The organism is Aquiflexum gelatinilyticum (assembly GCF_024813435.1).
Lineage (GTDB): Bacteria > Bacteroidota > Bacteroidia > Cytophagales > Cyclobacteriaceae > Cognataquiflexum > Cognataquiflexum gelatinilyticum.
Window position 1 is genome coordinate 31,312 of the sequence record NZ_JANAEZ010000010.1, and the last position, 17,628, is coordinate 48,939.

General features: G+C 38.8%; 17 protein-coding genes. 9 read left to right on the forward strand and 8 right to left on the reverse strand.

All coding sequences use genetic code 11. From position 1 onward, the window contains the following. From lpxA to NK987_RS18360, 4 genes are read right to left on the reverse strand one after another with little or no spacing between them, the layout of a single operon-like run. Entirely contained in the window at positions 1–780 is a 780-nt protein-coding gene (lpxA, locus tag NK987_RS18345) for an acyl-ACP--UDP-N-acetylglucosamine O-acyltransferase (protein ID WP_258425058.1), read from the reverse strand. Next, the gene (locus NK987_RS18350; protein ID WP_258425059.1) at positions 777–2,171 is read right to left on the reverse strand and encodes a bifunctional UDP-3-O-[3-hydroxymyristoyl] N-acetylglucosamine deacetylase/3-hydroxyacyl-ACP dehydratase; all 1,395 of its coding nucleotides are present in this window, start codon (positions 2,169–2,171) and stop codon (positions 777–779) included. The genes lpxA and NK987_RS18350 overlap by 4 nt, the downstream gene beginning before the upstream one ends. Before the next feature lie 39 nt (positions 2,172–2,210). Further along, the gene (gene lpxD / locus NK987_RS18355; RefSeq protein WP_259265048.1) at positions 2,211–3,233 is read right to left on the reverse strand and encodes a UDP-3-O-(3-hydroxymyristoyl)glucosamine N-acyltransferase; all 1,023 of its coding nucleotides are present in this window, start codon (positions 3,231–3,233) and stop codon (positions 2,211–2,213) included. Positions 3,234–3,249: 16 nt separating this feature from the next. Further along, positions 3,250–4,488 (reverse strand): HD domain-containing protein, encoded by a 1,239-nt coding sequence (locus NK987_RS18360; protein WP_259265049.1) that lies wholly within the window; start codon positions 4,486–4,488, stop codon positions 3,250–3,252. A gap of 51 nt (positions 4,489–4,539) precedes the next feature. Here NK987_RS18360 and porX point away from each other — a divergent pair, with 51 nt between their 5' ends. From porX to NK987_RS18375, 3 genes are read left to right on the forward strand one after another with little or no spacing between them, the layout of a single operon-like run. Next, entirely contained in the window at positions 4,540–6,099 is a 1,560-nt protein-coding gene (gene porX, locus NK987_RS18365) for a T9SS response regulator signal transducer PorX (protein WP_259265050.1), read from the forward strand. 6 nt (positions 6,100–6,105) lie between these two features. Beyond that, positions 6,106–6,549 carry a tRNA (adenosine(37)-N6)-threonylcarbamoyltransferase complex ATPase subunit type 1 TsaE gene (gene tsaE / locus NK987_RS18370; RefSeq protein WP_259265051.1) on the forward strand — a complete coding sequence of 148 codons (444 nt, stop codon included), beginning with the start codon at positions 6,106–6,108 and terminating at the stop codon, positions 6,547–6,549. Continuing rightward, positions 6,542–7,744: an alanine dehydrogenase gene (locus NK987_RS18375; RefSeq protein ID WP_259265052.1), complete on the forward strand. Its 1,203-nt coding sequence runs from the start codon at positions 6,542–6,544 to the stop codon at positions 7,742–7,744. The genes tsaE and NK987_RS18375 overlap by 8 nt, the downstream gene beginning before the upstream one ends. A 4-nt stretch (positions 7,745–7,748) precedes the next feature. Here the strand turns inward: NK987_RS18375 and NK987_RS18380 are convergent, their stop codons facing one another. After that, the gene (locus tag NK987_RS18380; RefSeq protein WP_258425065.1) at positions 7,749–8,213 is read right to left on the reverse strand and encodes a response regulator; all 465 of its coding nucleotides are present in this window, start codon (positions 8,211–8,213) and stop codon (positions 7,749–7,751) included. Between the two features lie 426 nt (positions 8,214–8,639). Here NK987_RS18380 and NK987_RS18385 point away from each other — a divergent pair, with 426 nt between their 5' ends. The 5 genes from NK987_RS18385 (at position 8,640) to NK987_RS18405 (ending at position 13,785) form a co-directional block, all read left to right on the forward strand. Then, complete coding sequence (locus NK987_RS18385) at positions 8,640–8,828, forward strand: hypothetical protein (protein ID WP_259265053.1); 189 nt, start codon at positions 8,640–8,642, stop codon at positions 8,826–8,828. Next, entirely contained in the window at positions 8,825–10,939 is a 2,115-nt protein-coding gene (locus tag NK987_RS18390; protein ID WP_259265054.1) for a sensor histidine kinase, read from the forward strand. Before NK987_RS18385 ends, NK987_RS18390 begins: the two co-directional genes overlap by 4 nt. Further along, the gene (locus tag NK987_RS18395) at positions 10,932–12,029 is read left to right on the forward strand and encodes a hybrid sensor histidine kinase/response regulator (RefSeq protein WP_259265055.1); all 1,098 of its coding nucleotides are present in this window, start codon (positions 10,932–10,934) and stop codon (positions 12,027–12,029) included. The genes NK987_RS18390 and NK987_RS18395 overlap by 8 nt, the downstream gene beginning before the upstream one ends. 127 nt (positions 12,030–12,156) lie before the next feature. Beyond that, complete coding sequence (locus tag NK987_RS18400) at positions 12,157–12,696, forward strand: inorganic diphosphatase (RefSeq protein ID WP_258425068.1); 540 nt, start codon at positions 12,157–12,159, stop codon at positions 12,694–12,696. Positions 12,697–12,741: 45 nt separating this feature from the next. Further along, complete coding sequence (locus tag NK987_RS18405; protein WP_259265056.1) at positions 12,742–13,785, forward strand: porin; 1,044 nt, start codon at positions 12,742–12,744, stop codon at positions 13,783–13,785. Here the strand turns inward: NK987_RS18405 and NK987_RS18410 are convergent. Beyond that, positions 13,775–14,242 (reverse strand): hypothetical protein, encoded by a 468-nt coding sequence (locus NK987_RS18410; protein ID WP_258425070.1) that lies wholly within the window; start codon positions 14,240–14,242, stop codon positions 13,775–13,777. The two genes, NK987_RS18405 and NK987_RS18410, sit on opposite strands and share 11 nt — an antisense overlap. Further along, complete coding sequence (locus NK987_RS18415) at positions 14,239–14,832, reverse strand: acyl carrier protein phosphodiesterase (protein WP_259265057.1); 594 nt, start codon at positions 14,830–14,832, stop codon at positions 14,239–14,241. The genes NK987_RS18410 and NK987_RS18415 overlap by 4 nt, the downstream gene beginning before the upstream one ends. Positions 14,833–14,904: 72 nt before the next feature. Between NK987_RS18415 and NK987_RS18420 the strand changes: the two genes are divergently transcribed. Then, entirely contained in the window at positions 14,905–16,827 is a 1,923-nt protein-coding gene (locus NK987_RS18420; protein WP_258425072.1) for an AAA domain-containing protein, read from the forward strand. Position 16,828: 1 nt separating this feature from the next. Here the strand turns inward: NK987_RS18420 and NK987_RS18425 are convergent, their stop codons facing one another. Next, a complete protein-coding gene (locus NK987_RS18425; RefSeq protein WP_259265058.1) occupies positions 16,829–17,374 on the reverse strand; it encodes a DUF4924 family protein in 546 nt (181 codons plus the stop codon). Positions 17,375–17,628: the final 254 nt, after the last annotated feature.

Below are 17,628 nucleotides of genomic sequence, written 5' to 3' on the forward strand. Positions count from 1 at the left end.
TTAGCTGATATAACCTTTCATCACACCTCTCTCTGAAGACCTGATAAAATTCACAATTTCATCCCGTTCTTTGGTAGCTGGAAGGTTGATTTCAATTTCTTCGAGGGCTCTGCTATTATTCAATGAATTGAGGAATAGATACCTGTACACTTCTTGGATATGGCTGATGGTTTCGCTTGAATATCCCCTTCTTCTTAAGCCGAGGGAATTAACTCCTGCATAGCTGAGCGGTTCGCGTGCTGCTTTTGTAAATGGAGGAACGTCTTTTCTTACCAAAGATCCTCCTGAAATCATAGAATGCATCCCTACCTTTACAAACTGGTGGATCGCGCTGCTTCCGCCTACAATAGCCCAGTCGTCTATTGATACGTGACCTGCTACCTGAACTGCATTGGCGATGATGACATTATTGCCGACCATGCAATCATGGGCTATGTGTACATAGGCCATTAAAAGACAGTTGCTTCCGACTTTTGTTGTTCTTTTATCAATAGTCCCTCTGCTGATGGTGACACATTCTCTGATAGTGGTGTTTTCTCCAATTTCGACAGTGGAATCTTCCCCTTGGAATTTCAAGTCCTGAGGAATCGCTGCGATGACAGCCCCTGGAAATATTTTACAGTTTTTGCCGATTTTTGCACCGGAATAAATGGTAACATTCGATCCGATCCATGTTCCTTCTCCTATTTCCACATTTTCGTGAATCATCGAAAACGGATCAACATGCACATCCTTTCCAAGGACAGCTTTTTCGTGTATGAATGATAGAGGACTGATCATGATTCTTTTCGGACTATACTTGCTGTCATAATTGCTTCGCAAACAAGGGTATTACCCACAAAAGCTTCTCCTTTCATCTTTGCAATCCCTCTCCTGATAGGAGCAAGTAGTTCACATTTGAATACTAATGTATCTCCTGGAAGTACCATTTTACGGAATTTGCAACTTTCTATACCTAAAAAATAGGTCCAATACTTTTCCGGATCATCTACAGTGCTCAACACCAGAATCCCTCCCGTCTGCGCCATTGCTTCTACTTGAAGAACTCCCGGCATAACAGGGTTGTTTGGAAAATGTCCCATGAAGAAAGGCTCGTTGATAGTTACATTCTTCACACCTGCTACCACAGTTTCATCTAGGTAGATGATTTTATCCAATAGCTGAAATGGATACCTGTGTGGTAAAATGTTGCTGATCTGATTGATGTCCATCACCGGTGGGAGCTTTGGGTCATAATGAGGGATATGAACCGAACCGGCTCTTTCCATCGCTCTTTTTATTTTTTTTGCGAAGGCGACATTCGCCGCATGACCTGGTCTAGCTGCCAATATCTGTGCCTTCAAAGGTCTACCTACCAAGGCCAAGTCCCCGACTACATCAAGAAGCTTGTGTCTGGCAGGCTCGTTTTTGTAACGTAACTCTACATTGTTAAGTATGCCCTCTTTCCTTACTTCGACTTTTTTCTTATTGAACATTTTGGCAAGATGCTCCAGCTCTTTTTCTTCAATTACCCTATCTACCACGACAATGGCATTGTTCAGATCGCCTCCCTTTATCAGATTTTGATTATAGAGCATTTCCAATTCATGCAAAAAACAAAAGGTCCTGCAGGAAGCAATTTCGTTTTTGAATTGGCTGATACTGGTGATGGAGGCATGCTGACTTCCCAATACAGGTGAATTATAATCAACCATCACTGTGACCCTGTAATCATCCAACGGCAAAGCTGCCATTTCAACCTCTCTCGACGGTTCTCTGTAAGTGATACTTTCCGGCACCTCGAAAAATCTACGAAGGGCATTTTGTTCCTCCAAACCAACATCCTCCAAAACTTCAATAAACTGAATGGAAGATCCATCCATAATTGGAGGTTCCGGCCCATCCAATTGAATCAGAATATTGTCGATTTCCAAACCCACCAAGGAGGCAAGTACATGCTCGACAGTAAAAACCCTTGCTCCATTTTGTTCTAGGGTGGTGCCTCTCGAAATATCCACTACATTGTCGACATCAGCATCTACCACCGGCATTCCAGGAAGGTCTATTCTTTGAAATTTGAATCCATGATTCGGCGGAGCCGGTAAAAATGTCATGTTCGAAATTACGCCTGTGTGGAGCCCTACTCCTGAGACGGTAACTTGTTTTTTTATGGTATGCTGTTTGACTCTCATCCGATCCTGTTATGCTACTTCAATTTTAGAACCGTAAATTTATGTTTTTTTTTCGAGTTCTTTGATTCTGTCATGGAGTTCGGGTAGTTTTTTGAAAAGACCGTAAGATTTTAGAAAATCTTTGATTTCATAGCCCATATATCCGAAAATAGTCAGACCTGGTTTATGTATGCTTTTTGAAATCCCTGTATTGGCACCAATTGTCGTATTATCGGCAATTTTTAAATGTCCTACTATTCCTGCCTTTCCCGCTATCACACAATTTTTACCGATTTCTGTAGATCCTGAGATCCCTGTCTGTGCAGCGATTACAGTGTTTTCACCAATGATTACATTATGGGCAATTTGTACAAGATTATCGATTTTGGCTCCTTTTTTTATCAAGGTAGAACCCATTGTTGCACAATCTATCGTGGTATTGGTGCCGATGCTAACATTGTCCTCGATGACAACATTTCCCAATTGGGGGATTTTTTTATAGCTGCCATCAGGAAGCGGGGCAAATCCAAAACCGTCTCCTCCTATTACCGCACCGGGATGGATTTCACAATTATTTCCTATTTGGGTATTGTCATAAATTTTGACTCCGGCATGGATAATGGTATTGTTTCCTATTTTCACATTGTTGCCAATATATACATTGGGATATACTTTTACCGAATCGCCCAATGAACAGTTTTTTCCAACATATGAAAATGCCCCTCTATAAAAATCTTTCCCGATTGTACTCGTCTGGTCAAAAAACGAAGGTTCTTCCGTACCGGACTTTCCTGATGTCACCATCATGGCATATGCCTCAAGCAAAAGTGTAAAGCCCTCATATGCATTTTTTACCCTGATTAAATTAGTGCTGATTGGTCTTTGTGGTTCAAAACTTTCGGATACGATAACCGCAGTGGCCTTTGTGTCATATATAAAAGATTCATATTTTTCATTGGACAAAAAACTGATTCCGCCCGGCAAGCCTTCTTGGATTTTATCCAGCCGGCTTACTTTTAGGGATTTGTCACCTTCTACTTTTCCGCTAATTAATTCTGCTATTTGACCAAGAGAAAATTCCATAAATTGGGTTTAGAGCTTACAAAGTTAAATTTTTGGCGTGACAGATATAGTGTTTTTTCACAATTTTACTCATTGCCTTGATATTTGGCAGATCGGCCGCAAGGGCTACATCAATGATATTTCCTTTTTTTGTCAAAATAAAAATCTGCTCGGTATTGAGGTAAGCATGATTGCTCAAAACGCCATGATTAAAGAAATAGGGGAGGTCTTTTTCCGGAATTTGAAGTTTTTTCAGAAGTTTTGATTTTTCGTCTTCAATTTCACCTTGAGAAAATTCCTCATTTCGAAGATTAATTTTGAATAGATTTCTGTCCAAAAACATCCTGGATAGATTTTTCAGAATATAATCCTGACTGTTTTTCCAAAGTTTGATGGCTCCCCAAATGTCAAAATCATCTAAGGTCAGAAAATTTTCCAAGGAGGCCTCATTATTTTTAAAATCACTTAGGGAAAAATTTCCCTTCAGAAAATAACAGAGTTCATCAGTGGCAATGAGGTTTTGGCCATTTTGCATGAGGTATTTGGCTCGGTTGATGAGACTGATCATCATTTTTTCGGCACTCACTGTGGTCTTATGAAGATAGACCTGCCAATACATCAACCTTCGAGCACTCAAGAAATTTTCGATACTGTAAATTCCCTTTTCTTCAATAACCAAACGGTCATCTTTGATGTCCATCATTTTGATAATCCGGTCTGCGCCGATTGCACCTTCCGATACCCCGGTAAAAAAACAATCCCTCTGGAGGTAATCCAACCGGTCTATGTCAAGCTGACTTGAAACCAACTGATTAAAAAATTTCCTTTCATACTCTCCCTTAAATATTTTGATGGCAAGGTCCAAACTGTTGTTCAATTCATTATTGAGCCTTTGGATGACGAGAAGAGAAAGGGCTTCGTGGGGGATGTTTTGGAGAATACTGAATTCCAATGCATGGGAAAACGGGCCGTGGCCAATGTCGTGTAATAAAATAGCAATCAGTCCGGCTTCGTATTCTTCTTCACTTATTTCGATACCTTTATGTCTGAGGTTGTCCAGTGTAATGCTCATCAGGTGCATGGCCCCTATAGCGTGGTGAAACCTGGTATGGAGCGCACCTGGATAGACATAATCTGTCAAACCTAGTTGCTTGATACGACGTAACCTCTGAAAGTAGGGGTGGTCAATAATGCTAAAAATCAATTCACTGGGTATGGTAATAAATCCATAAACAGGATCATTCAGAATTTTATGGCGTTTCAATGTCGCTGACATTTGATAGGTCTCAAAAGTAATTATAAATTTAAAAGAAGTAAACCATATTTTATGCAAAGGTTCAAAATCCTGTGGGCAGATGACGAGATAGATCTATTGAAGCCACATATTTTATTTTTACAGCAAAGAGGCTATGAAATATCCACAGTCAACAGTGGTGTAGATGCCATTGAAATGGTAGAAAAATTCAATTATGATGTAATTTTTTTGGATGAGATGATGCCCGGCATGACAGGCCTTGAGACTTTGCAGCATATAAAAATGGTGAAACCCCAGATTCCTGTAGTGATGATCACAAAAAGCGAGGAAGAGCACATAATGGATGATGCCATTGGGGGTAAGATTGCTGATTACCTGATCAAACCTATCAATCCAAATCAAATACTGCTCTCTGTAAAAAAGATCCTACAGAATAAGCAGTTGATCACAGAAAAAACTAACCTTTCCTACAGACAGGATTTCATGAATATCAGCACAGCCTGTGGGGAGGCATCCACCTATCAGGAGTGGACAGATATATACAAAAGACTCACCTATTGGGAAATGGAGATAGATGGGACGGAAAACAAGTCCATGCAGGATGTTCTTGATACCCAAAAAACGGAAGCCAATGCTGCTTTTGCAAAATTCATCAAGAACAATTACATCGACTGGATCAATGATCCCAAATCTGAAAAGCCAATACTTTCCCACAGACTGATGGCTGAAAAGGTGTTTCCGCAAATCAAACAGGGCAAGCCTCTCTTTTTTGTGGTGATTGATAATCTCAGACTGGATCAATGGGAAGTAATCAAACCATTGGTTTCAGAATATTTCAATACTTTAGAGGAAAGTACCTATTTCAGTATTTTACCGACCACTACGGCTTTTGCACGAAATGCCCTTTTTAGCGGGATGATGCCTTCCGATATGGCAAGATTCCATCCCGAACTTTGGGAAGGAGAAGATACCGATGAAGGAAAAAACAACCATGAGGAAGATTTTTTGTCCGAAAATCTTCACCGAAATAAACTGAATATTAAATTTAGTTATAACAAAATCCTTCAAGTGTATCAGGGAAAGGCAGTTTTGGATCATTTTCATCAACTTTTGAATAATGATCTCAATGTCTTGGTATACAACTTTGTAGACATGATGTCTCATGCCCGTACAGACATCAAAATGGTAAGAGAACTTGCTCCGGATGAATCCGCCTACAGATCTTTGACAAAAAGCTGGTTTGAGCATTCTACCCTTTTTGACCTTTTTAAAAAAATCCATGCCGCCAAAGCAGATGTGATAATTACCACAGATCACGGAACCAAAAGAGTGAACAGGCCTTATAAAATTATCGGAGACAAAAATGTAACAACAAACCTCAGGTACAAACAAGGTAAAAACCTAAATTTTGAAAGTGGCAAAGTATTTGAAATTTCCCGCCCAGAAGAAGCCAAACTCCCGAGGTTTAATGTTTCGACCAGCTATGTTTTTACAGTCGAAGATTATTTCTTTGCATATCCTAATAATTACAATTATTACGTAAATTACTACAAAGATACGTTCCAACACGGTGGGGTATCACTTGAAGAAATGATAGTTCCTTTTGTCCGTCTCGAACCGAAGAATATTTAATTAAATTTGGAAAAGTTTTATTGTCCGGAAATTGGTGATTTACATGAGACGGCCCTTAAAATAGTCTCTTTTGCAGGATCTGAAAAGATCTGGGTTTTTAAGGGTGATCTGGGAGCAGGTAAAACAACTTTGATTACTGAACTTGCAAGAGTATTGGGAGTGGAAGACAAGGTCAGCAGTCCTACCTTTTCTTTGGTAAATGAATACCAAAACACCAAAGGCGAGATATTTTACCACTTTGACTTTTACAGAGTGGAAAATCCTGAAGAGGTTTTTGAAATTGGGATTGAAGAATATTTTTATAGCGGTAATCGCTGCTGGATAGAGTGGGCCGAAAAGATTGCAGCGTATATTCCGCATAATTTTATCCATATCTACATGGAGGTGGATGAGGTAGGGGGTAGAATGATTACCTTACAAAGGGTTATTAACGGTGAAACAAATGGTTGAAATAGGGGAAAAGGTTGGGTTATTTCCAAAAGAAAAGGTTGCGAAAGTCAAGAATTCACAGAATTCATTGTTGATAGGATTGCCTGTTGAAACTGCTGCCCAAGAAAAAAGGGTGGTATTAACTCCTGATGCGGTTGCTCTACTAGTCAATAATGGACAACAGGTTCTGGTGGAGACAAATGCGGGGAAAGAATCCAAATTTTCGGATAAAGAATATTCAGATGCCGGGGCCAAAGTGGTCTATTCTGCCAAAGAGGCTTTCGATGCCGAGGTGATTATCAAAGTAGAACCTCCGACAGAGGAAGAAATCAATTATTTGAGATCTGGTTCATGTTTGATTTCAGCGCTTCAGTTGGGTAAGCAAAGCGCTGATTACATCCATGCATTGAACAAAAAAAGAATCACCGCCGTGTCCTATGAAAATCTCGAGGATAAAGTTGGAGGAATGCCTGTGGTCAGAGCCATGAGCGAAATTGCGGGCAGCACGGTCATGCTCATTGCAGCCGAGTACCTCAGCAGCGTAAATAACGGAAAGGGCTTGATCATGGGTGGAGTCACAGGTGTACCGCCCACACAGGTAGTTATTGTCGGGGCAGGTACCGTCGCTGAATATGCTGCAAGGACAGCTTTGGGATTGGGAGCTAGCATCAAAGTTTTTGATAACCATATTTATAAACTGCGAAGAATTAAGCATCTTCTGGGTCAGCAGGTATTTACGTCAACAATTGATAACTATACTTTAGGAAATGCAATCAAAGAGGCGGATGTTGTAATCGGTGCATTGAGAGCAGAAAAAGGAAAAAATAAGGTTGTGGTCAGTGAGGAAATGGTTGCTGCCATGATGGAGGGAAGTGTAATCATTGATGTTTCTATAGATCAGGGTGGATGTATAGAAACCTCAGAAATGACTTCTCACGATACACCGACTTTTGTCAAACATGGTGTAATCCATTATTGCGTTCCCAATATCGCTTCAAGGGTTTCAAGAACAGCATCTTGTGCATTGAGCAATATTTTTACACCTATTTTATTACATATGGCTGATTTGGGAGGAGCTGAAGAGATGATCTTCAATTATAAATGGTTTATGAAAGGAGTATATACCTACAGGGGAAGCCTGACAAATGCCTATTTGGCAAGAAAATTTTCCATGACCCACAAAGAACTCTTGCTACTGCTGGCTGCCCGTTATTGAACCCTTATCTTTGTTGAAGCATCAGCTCCAGACTTTTGTTGGTCTCAACGAGATCGTCCATTAATTTTCTGTTTTCTTTCCTTAAGGAGAACAACTCAAAGGCATTTTTTATAACTGTCCTCATGTACTCTTCTTCCCATGGTTTGGTAAGATAATGATATACTTGGCTCTTATTGATGGCATCTATCACTGCCTGGATATCAGTGTATCCGGTAAGCAGAATTCTGATTGGATCGGGATGTTCAGGGATAATGGAGGCTAAAAAATCCACCCCTGTTTCATCAGGCATTCTTTGGTCAGTAATTATGATATCTACCTCATTTGATTGCAATAGCTCTCTTCCTTCCTCAGCAGAAAGGGCAAGATGGATTTTGTAATCTTTCCTAAAAGTAGCTTTAAATGCCTGAAGGTTGTTTTCTTCATCATCTACATAAAGGATTCTTATTTTTTCTTCGGGTGATTCAGCCATGGGGACTTACTATTAGTGAAACTTTAGGTACAAGTTTAAGTATATATTTATCTTAATGGTAATTTTACCGAAAAAAAATTTTCCAATATTGGATTTATCGAAATGTCGGTATAAAATTCCTTTTTTATAATTTTTTTTACATTTCTCTTATGATTATTGTACTAATAACATAACTTTACTGGTAGTACCCACCCTTACTGCCTCTACATGAGATTGGCTTCATTGCTTGATTTACTCGGTCAGAATATATATGTAAATGGAAAGTCGAGATTCCCTATGCCTTTGAATGCGTTTAATAGGTTTTTGGGCTCTAAACTGAATTTTGGGTTGAATTCAACAGAAAACCATTATCAAAAACTGGACCAAGGGGAAACTTCTCTATTTTCTGTTTTGTCTAAAACATCACCAATTCTTTTTTGGACAAAAATGAAGCTGAATTTAATCCCTCCTTTCTTTTACGATTTCAATGTTTCCTTAACAAACTTTGAACTGTCAGAAAGACAGGGAGATTATTATTACAGCTATTTAAAAGTCTACAGTTTAGAAAATTCTTTGATGTACAATTCGCAATATGGGAGAAATGTTAAGAACTTCAATCAACTCTTGGTTCTATGATAGGAAGTCTCCTTACAGTTTTTCTTTTTTTGATTTCTCCAACAATACAAATGGACAATGCACCGGGGTTGGTTGATGTTTCAAAATATGAATTCCTGATTCAGGAAGCAGGTGATTCAGAAATCAAGGATATCATTTCCAACCTAAATTTTAAACCGGTAATTTCCCAAAACCCTAATTTCGGACTTGGCCCCCAGTCTGTTTGGCTTCGGTTTAAAGTTGTATCGGCAAAAGATCTTGAGGAACAGAAATACCTTTTGATCAATAACCCCAATTTAGACGAGGTTTATTTCTATCAGATCAGAGATGGAAAGGTCATAAGCTCTCAGGTTAGCGGCAGGACTCATGATTTTGGCCAAAGATTGATTCCGTCAAGAAAATTGATTTTTGAAATAAATTCAGAATCTGGTCAAAATTCTGACATTTACCTAAACATCAGAAGTAGCGACAAAAAGATTATTTCTGCAAGTATAGCAGATCTTAGGACTATTAATAAAAGTCTAAATTTTGAAAATATCCTGTTCGGTTTGTTTTCGGGGATCTTGTTTGGACTGTTTTTCTATAATCTGTTTCTTTACTTTTCACTCAATGATTATACCTACCTGATTTATGTAGCTTATATATTTTTGGTTTGGCTTGGCCAATCTTCCATTCTTGGATATGCTCAAGAATTGTTATGGCCTGAATGGGTTTGGATGAACCTGAGGTCTAATGTTGTTTTTTCTGTTTTGGGTAGTATTGTTGCGATTTGGTTTGTACAAGCTTTTTTAAAAACAAGATTGAATCTCCCCAAATTGAATAAAGGGCTACAAGTGATCTATGTAGTTTATTTGATTATTTTGAGTGGTACATTTTTTGGTTTTTTGACACTTTCCTATGCTGTTTTTCTGGTTACTCAGGCCATAGTTATTCCGTATGTATTCATCATGTCATTATATATTCTTAAAAGTGGGTTCAAGCCTGCAAGGTATTTTTTGATTGCCTGGTCTGTTTTTATGGTAGGCATTCTTCTCTTTGTATTGACCGAAATGGGACTAATTCCATTTTCTCCATCGTATTTCTACCTGATGCCATTTGGTGCAGGGCTCGGAGTTATTCTTTTGTCATTTGCCCTAGCTGATAGAATCAATGACCAAAAAAGAGAATATGAGAAAGAACAATATGAAAAGCTAAAGCTTCTGGAAGAACATGAAAGCAGAATAATTGAACAAAATGAATTTTTGGAGGAAAAAGTAAAGCAAAGGACAGAGGAACTTGAACTTACCCTTCATAACCTTCAGAATACTCAAACCCAATTGGTCAATCAGGAAAAAATGGCTTCCTTGGGACAATTGACAGCTGGAATTGCCCATGAGATCAATAACCCAATCAACTTTGTAAGTTCAAATATCTCCCCTTTAAAGAGGGATATCAACGATCTTCTTGATATTGTCAATGCCTACAGAGAGAAAGGTAAACTCGAGTTTTCGGATGCCTCAAAGAAAGACCTGGAGAGGGTGGAAGAAGACATTGAGTTTGATTATATTCTCAAAGAAATCGAACAACTTCTGAGAGGAATGGAAGAAGGGGCAAAAAGAACAGTGGAAATCGTCAAAGGTTTGCGTTTGTTTTCAAGAGTGGATGAACAAGATGTCAAAAGGGTGGATATCCATGATGGCATCAACAGCACCCTGATATTACTCAACAGCTCCATGTCAGGAAAAATACAGGTTTATAAGGAATTTGGCAGTATTCCTATTATTGAATGTCTGCCCGGAAAACTCAATCAGGTATTTATGAATATCATAACCAATGCCATTCATGCACTGTTGGAAAATCTGGATAAAATACCTGAGCCAAAGATTACAATAAGAACTATCCACGTTGGTGAAAAAATTAGAATTGAAATAGAGGACAATGGGTTTGGAATGCCTGCGCATGTCAAGCAACGGATTTTTGAACCTTTTTTTACAACCAAAGCAGTTGGAAAAGGGACTGGTTTGGGCCTTTCTATCGTCTATACCATCATCGAGAACCACAAAGGCACGCTTGAGGTATCGACAGAACAAGGCAAAGGAACCAATTTTATCATTACCCTTCCAATTTATCAAAATATCCAGCAGCATGACTGACAAGATAAAAGTACTTTATATCGATGATGAAGATAATAACCTGAATTCCTTCAAGGCTAGCCTGAGGAAGGATTTTATGGTAATAACTGCCATCGATGCATTTGAAGGTCTTAAAATAGCGGAAACAGAAGAACTTCATGTGGTGATAGCAGACCAAAGGATGCCTGGGTTGGATGGGGTAGAATTCTTCGAAAAACTGATGGAAATCAATCCTGAGCCTGTCAGAATTTTACTGACGGGATATTCCGATATAGCTGATGTAATCGATGCCATCAACAGAGGTCAGGTTTACAGGTTTATTGACAAACCTTGGAACATTGAACAGATTAAAAATGCCATACAGACTGCCGGTGACATATATTTTGCAAGGAAAGAACTCAAAGATAAAAATGAAAGACTCCAGAAAATCCATTCGGAGATGAACCAGTTTGTATATTCCCTTTCACATGAACTTAGAGGTCCGCTTATGAGTATTTCAGGCGTTTCCAAATTGGCCAAAATGGAAACCAAGGATCCCGCAGTCAAAGAATATTTTGATTTGATAGATACCGCTACAGATAAATTGGATGAGTTTATTTATAAAATGCTGGATTTTTACCGGTCTACTAAAATAGAAAACAAGGTTACTGAGATAGATTTTAAAGAAGTGGTCTCCCAACAAATTGAAATATATAAACAAAAATGGCCATTGGAAGAGATTGATGTCATAATTGACATCAAACAATCATCTTCCTTTTTCTCAGATGACCCCAAAATTCGTGTGATCCTCAATAACCTCTTTCATAACGCAGTAGTTTTTCAAAAAGAGGACAATCCAAAAAAAATGATAAGAGTTGCAATAGATGCATCGGAATATGCCGCAACAATTGTTTTGGAGGACAACGGTGTAGGAATTGAGGACAATCTCATCGATGAGGTATTCAACCTTTTTCAAAGAGCCACCCAAAAGAATGTCGGTTCAGGTCTCGGACTCTATATGGTCAAAGAATCAACCATACAAATGGGGGGTAAAATCCATTTGGAGTCTGAAGTAAACAAAGGCACCAAAGTCACCGTAATATTACCAAATCTGGTACCTGGGAAAAACTGATTGGTTTTATTGACAAAGTAAATTGCTTTCTTATATTGTTGGATTGCCTTAATTTTTATTTGATTACACGCGATTTTCGCTTTAATTTGTTTTCAATTTCATTTTCCAAACCAAATAGTTTTTAGATATGATCAACCCTTGGCACGATGTCAATATTGGTAAAGAAGCTCCCGAATATGTTATGGGAGTCATCGAAATTCCCAAAGGAAGTAAAGGCAAGTACGAACTCGATAAGAAGACGGGCATGCTACTATTAGACAGGGTTTTGTTTTCTGCGGTCCATTATCCTGCTAATTATGGCTTTATCCCTCAGACTTTCTGCGATGATAAAGATCCACTTGATATTTTGATTATATCCCAGATTGATATCCCCTCAATGACATTGGTCAAAGCCAAAGTAATCGGCGTAATGAGGATGGTTGACGGTGGTGAAGCAGATGATAAGATCATTGCGGTGGCGTCTGAAGACCAATCTGTCAACTATATCAATGATATCGATGAACTTCCTCCCCATTTGATGAAAGAAGTCCATAGGTTTTTTGAGGATTACAAAAAACTCGAAAATAAGGAAGTCAAAGTGGAAGATTTTTTGGGAAAAGAAGAAGCTTTCAAAATCATACAGGAAAGTGTAGACCTTTACGACAGGAACTTCAGAACAAAAAGATAATTCAAAGCCCGGAGTTAACCTTCCGGGCTTTTTTTGTTTCCGCCTATGAAAAGATTGTTTATCATCTTTTTCTTTTTTTTCAGAACGCTTGCCGCACAGGACGATGTTGACCGAAATCTGATTTTGTCGGGATATATAGAAGCATATTACAGCTACGATTTTAACCAACCCGAAAACAACCTCAGACCTGACTTTTTGTATAATTTCAATAGGCATAATGAATTCAGTATCAATCTTGCCTTGCTCAAAGCATCTTTCCAAAATGATAGAATAAGAGCAAGTCTTGCTTTAATGGCGGGTACTTACGCCCAATATAATCTTGCTGATGAACCGGCTTGGGCCAAATTTATTAACGAAGCATCTTTGGGGATTAAGCTGCATGAAAAGCTGTGGGTTGATATCGGTGTCATGCCTTCTTACATAGGATTTGAATCATGGTATGGAATAGATTGTATGAATTTGTCCAGAAGTATCATGGCTGAAAATTCTCCGTACTTTTTTACAGGAGGGAAATTTACCTATACTCCGCATCCTAAATGGGAAATTCAGCTTTGGTTGACCAATGGCTGGCAGAATATAGTGAGGAATGAAAATAACAAATCTTTGGGTATAGGTACAGGAATCAAATTCATTCCCTCTGCCAATTTTACCTTCAATTACTCGAATTACTTTGGCAATGAAAACACCCAACCTATTCGTTTAAAGAGGTTTTTTAATAACTTTTATTTGTTGCATGAAAAAGGAAAATGGGCTACGATATTTGGTGCGGACTTTGGAATTCAGGAGAATTTTTCAGGAAAAACGGATTCATGGTTTGGATTTATAGGATCTATAAGTAGGGAATTAGGCGAGAAATTTACGCTTGCCGGTAGGGCAGAATATTACTCGGACCCCAATGCCACCATCCTCACCGATGGACTAAAAATCTCAGGGTTGTCTGCAAATGTTGATTTTTCGATAAGGGAAGGTGCTTTATTGAGAATTGAAGCTAGGAGATTTATTAGTCCAGAAGATTATTTTCCACTTCCAGACGGAAATTTCAGAAGACAAAATTCAGCCCTGACTACTTCTCTGGCTCTCAGGTTTTAGGATTTTTTCCTGCAATTACCCTTTTCTTGGGGAGCTTTTTACTGAGGTGTTTTGTAAATTCCTCATAATTGAGGTGCTCATGATTGCTGATTGTGAAGGAGGTTTTGTCTTCAAAAACAATGGTCAGCTGCTTGAATTCACGTTTGTTTGTAATAACTGTTTCTTCTTCCCATACCAAAACCTCAGCAAGCGAATATGTAGTCGTTTTTCCCCGAAGAGGGAGTCTGGTAATTATGCTGTCCTTGCTTATTGTGATGAATTTATAGGCTGCCATCATTTTAACCAAAAGCAAGACAATCACCAAAGTGAGGATTACAGTTGCGATCAGGTAGATGACAAGACCAAATGTTCTTTTGGTAGCAAAATGGTTGAGGATGTAAACCAATCCAAAAATTTGTACGAGGACGATGAGACCAAGGGCAATAAATGTGCTGGGTTTTGGCCTTGAATGAATCATGTGTTTCGTAATTCTGCGAGTGTTTTTTTTGAGAAAGCTACCATATCCTCAAAGAAGTCACCAAAATGGACTTTTAAATATTCATGATGTTCATCGAGAAAAACATGGGCAGTTTCCATTTTTGAGTTGAATGTTGCCCTTTTTGCCATCCCTGTCATGGCTCTTCTGATGCCGTCCAATTCACCATATCCGGCCAGCCAATTGTAGTATTTCATGTAGCCAAATGTCTGTAGAAATTTTTCGGGCAAGGCATCTCCATATTCGTCAATGGTATTATAGACATCTTCTGCAAATTGATCCAATGGGATGTGGTGATAATTTTTCCAGTACCTTGCCAGAAAATAATCAAAATACATATCTGTGATTACCATAGAATATCTTCCATATTCTGGTCTCAATATTGCCTGGGCTTCCTTTACCACCGGATGGGAGTCGGTAAATTTATCGATATTCCAATGAAGTTTTATTCCTGCAACAATATCCTTGTCATAGGTGTTTTCAATATCGCCTCTTACAAAATCTCCTATAAAATTTCCTACAAGGACCTTGGGATCTCCGAATGACAAATAGGCATGTGCTAGAAAATTCACGGTATAATTATTTAAAGTGGTTGGTTTGTGAGATAGATTATCAGTTATTTTCAGTTTTAAATGTAATAATAGATGGGAAATATTCAGGAGGAATTAAGAAATTCTTTGAAACTTTTAAAGCAAGAATGGGAAGAAGATCTCCAACAATACAAGAAAAAGTTTTTATATACCTCAATTTCAGATAAAAAGGAAGAAGGGGTATGTTGGTATCCTGTTCAGCTTAAAAAATCAAAAATCGGTTTTGGAGAGCGCTTAATTCTCGAGTTTGAAAGGTTTGATCCCGGAGCACCACATGTTTTCCAGTCGGGCAAGTCTGTTTCCATTTTTTCCAACCAACCCCAATTTCAATCCCAACGGGTAAACGGAGTGATCAACCAGGTAAAGAAAGATGCCATGATAGTGACCTTGCAAGCTGAGGATATTCCGGATTGGATGCATCAAGGCAAGTTGGGCATTGATTTGCTTTTTGATGAGGCAAGTTACCGGGAAATGGAATCTGCCATGAAAGCTGTGATCAAATCTGAAAAAGGAAGGCTTGGAGAATTAAAGGAAATTTTACTAGGTGAAAGGGCTCCGGTTTTGACTGTTTCTGATTCAAAAATGGTGAATCACCTTAATTCAAGCCAAAATGAAGCGCTTTCATTGGTAAGTGGATCAAAAGATGTCGCCATCATTCATGGCCCTCCCGGAACAGGAAAGACTACGACACTCGTGTTTGCAATTGTGCAGGCTTTGGAGGAGTGTAGACAGGTTTTGGTGTGCGCTCCGAGCAATTCGGCGGTGGATTATCTAGTAGAAAAATTACTTGAGTATAGAATAAAAACCCTCCGGATTGGGCATCCGGCAAGGGTCGAAGACCATATTCTATCACAAACACTGGATGCCAAAATTGCGATGCACGACAGCTACAAGGATTTGAAAAGGCTCAAAAAATCAGCTGATGATTACAGGAAACTTGGTCAAAAACGCAAACGTACATTTGGTTCGGAGGAGAGGTTGGAGCGACGAAGACTTTTGGATGAGGCAGCAAGGTGTAGGGACGAAGCGCAAAGTCTCGAAGATTATATTACTTATGATATTTTTCAGGACACACAGGTTTTTGCCTGTACACTAGTAGGTGCCGCCAATTCTGCTTTGAAAGGGATGAGCTTTCCGATAGTTTTTATTGATGAAGCAGCTCAGGGATTGGAAGCGGCAACATGGATCCCTATCCAAAAAGCTTCAAAAGTAGTCATGGCAGGTGATCATTGCCAACTTCCTCCCACCATCAAATCCTATGAAGCCGCCAAAAACGGTTTGAGTGAAACTCTCTTTGAAAAAGTAATCAAAAGAAAGCCCCAAGCTTCCAAAATGCTTAGTCTACAATACAGGATGCCACAGTTAATCATGGGTTTTTCAAGCAAATACTTTTATCATAACGGGTTAAGAGCAGCTGACATTACTTTGCATCATTATCTGGCACCGGAAGAACCTGTGTTAGAATATATTGATACCGCGGGCAGTGGATTTACAGAACAACAGGAAGAAGAATCTCTCAGCACTTTCAATCTGGAGGAAGCGCGGTTTGCATTGCGCTACCTTGAAAATCTCATCAAAAGAATCGGGATTGCAGAGATCAAAACCAAACAATGGAATATAGGACTGATAGCTCCATATCGTGCACAGGTCAGAAGATTCAATGAACTGATATTTGAAAGCTACGAATTCCCAAACCTAAGGTCTTTCTCTGAACTGCTGACCATTGACTCCATAGATGGATTTCAGGGTCAGGAGCGTGACATTATTGTCATCAGCCTTGTCAGGTCAAACGCCAAAGGTGAAATTGGCTTTTTGGCAGATACCCGAAGGATGAATGTTGCGCTGACCAGAGCAAAAAGAAAATTGATCGTTGTGGGGGACAGTTCTACCCTTAGCATACACCCTTTTTACAATGCTTTTTTTGATTATATCGATGCCAACAGCTGTTATAAAAGTGTATATGAATTTTTAGAATAATTCAATTTTGCCTGGTCTTGCTTTCCTCTTGTTTGAAGTAGATCCAGTTAAGGTAACTTAAAATATCCCCAAAACTGTCATTGGCTTCTAATATCTCGGCAGGAACTTCCCTGCTTCTGAGTCTTGCCAGTAATTGTCCATAAATGGCGTTGATCGCAATCTGGATTTCATGTTTGGGCGCATTCTCTCCAGCTTCAAGGAGAAGACGGATCAAATGTGGCTTTGCATTTTGGTACAGGTCAAAATAATCCTTATCTGTTTTGAGCAGAGTCCAATGTAGGGAAGCAAGCTGGTCAACCAATTCCTGAGTAACGGGAAGGTGGCCGGTCTCTTCGACTTTTGCCTTTTTCATTTCAAAGGCCAAATGAGCAAACCAAATTGCCGCCTCTGTTTTTTCTGCTTCCGAAATTGGATAGTGAGAGATTACATATTGCCTGATATCCTCCATATTGAAATTATAAACCCTCAACAAATCCTCCATTTGGTACATATAAATGATGTATTCAGGAATGTTTTTGGCTTTTTTCTTATCTGCGACCGCTTTCATATCAGTTGGATTTTTCTTCCTGCAAAGAAAATAAGAATGGTTGGTTTTTTGTAAAAAATGCAGCACTCAGATCATTCTAAATAAAATCGAATTATTCCATCCTTACAAAATATTCAGTTTTTTATTTTTTGAGTGTGCTAAATGGATATCCACCTAAAGAAATTCGATTAAAATTTGGTAACATGTCTACCCAAGCCATTATTTAAAAATTAATTTCAAACATTGAATTGGTTCAAGAGTTTTTAAAAAAAGAT

Excerpts from the sequence above, each read along its gene's own strand:
- NK987_RS18385 (WP_259265053.1), top strand. The coding sequence starts at position 8,640 with ATGAAGCTGAATTTAATCCCTCCTTTCTTTTACGATTTCAATGTTTCC.
- NK987_RS18375 (WP_259265052.1), top strand. The coding sequence starts at position 6,542 with ATGGTTGAAATAGGGGAAAAGGTTGGGTTATTTCCAAAAGAAAAGGTT.
- NK987_RS18420 (WP_258425072.1), top strand. The coding sequence starts at position 14,905 with ATGGGAAATATTCAGGAGGAATTAAGAAATTCTTTGAAACTTTTAAAG.
- NK987_RS18360 (WP_259265049.1), bottom strand. The coding sequence starts at position 4,488 with ATGTCAGCGACATTGAAACGCCATAAAATTCTGAATGATCCTGTTTAT.
- porX (WP_259265050.1), top strand. The coding sequence starts at position 4,540 with ATGCAAAGGTTCAAAATCCTGTGGGCAGATGACGAGATAGATCTATTG.
- NK987_RS18380 (WP_258425065.1), bottom strand. The coding sequence starts at position 8,213 with ATGGCTGAATCACCCGAAGAAAAAATAAGAATCCTTTATGTAGATGAT.
- lpxA (WP_258425058.1), bottom strand. The coding sequence starts at position 780 with ATGATCAGTCCTCTATCATTCATACACGAAAAAGCTGTCCTTGGAAAG.
- NK987_RS18405 (WP_259265056.1), top strand. The coding sequence starts at position 12,742 with ATGAAAAGATTGTTTATCATCTTTTTCTTTTTTTTCAGAACGCTTGCC.
- NK987_RS18400 (WP_258425068.1), top strand. The coding sequence starts at position 12,157 with ATGATCAACCCTTGGCACGATGTCAATATTGGTAAAGAAGCTCCCGAA.
- NK987_RS18425 (WP_259265058.1), bottom strand. The coding sequence starts at position 17,374 with ATGAAAGCGGTCGCAGATAAGAAAAAAGCCAAAAACATTCCTGAATAC.
- NK987_RS18350 (WP_258425059.1), bottom strand. The coding sequence starts at position 2,171 with ATGAGAGTCAAACAGCATACCATAAAAAAACAAGTTACCGTCTCAGGA.
- NK987_RS18410 (WP_258425070.1), bottom strand. The coding sequence starts at position 14,242 with ATGATTCATTCAAGGCCAAAACCCAGCACATTTATTGCCCTTGGTCTC.
- NK987_RS18390 (WP_259265054.1), top strand. The coding sequence starts at position 8,825 with ATGATAGGAAGTCTCCTTACAGTTTTTCTTTTTTTGATTTCTCCAACA.
- NK987_RS18395 (WP_259265055.1), top strand. The coding sequence starts at position 10,932 with ATGACTGACAAGATAAAAGTACTTTATATCGATGATGAAGATAATAAC.
- lpxD (WP_259265048.1), bottom strand. The coding sequence starts at position 3,233 with ATGGAATTTTCTCTTGGTCAAATAGCAGAATTAATTAGCGGAAAAGTA.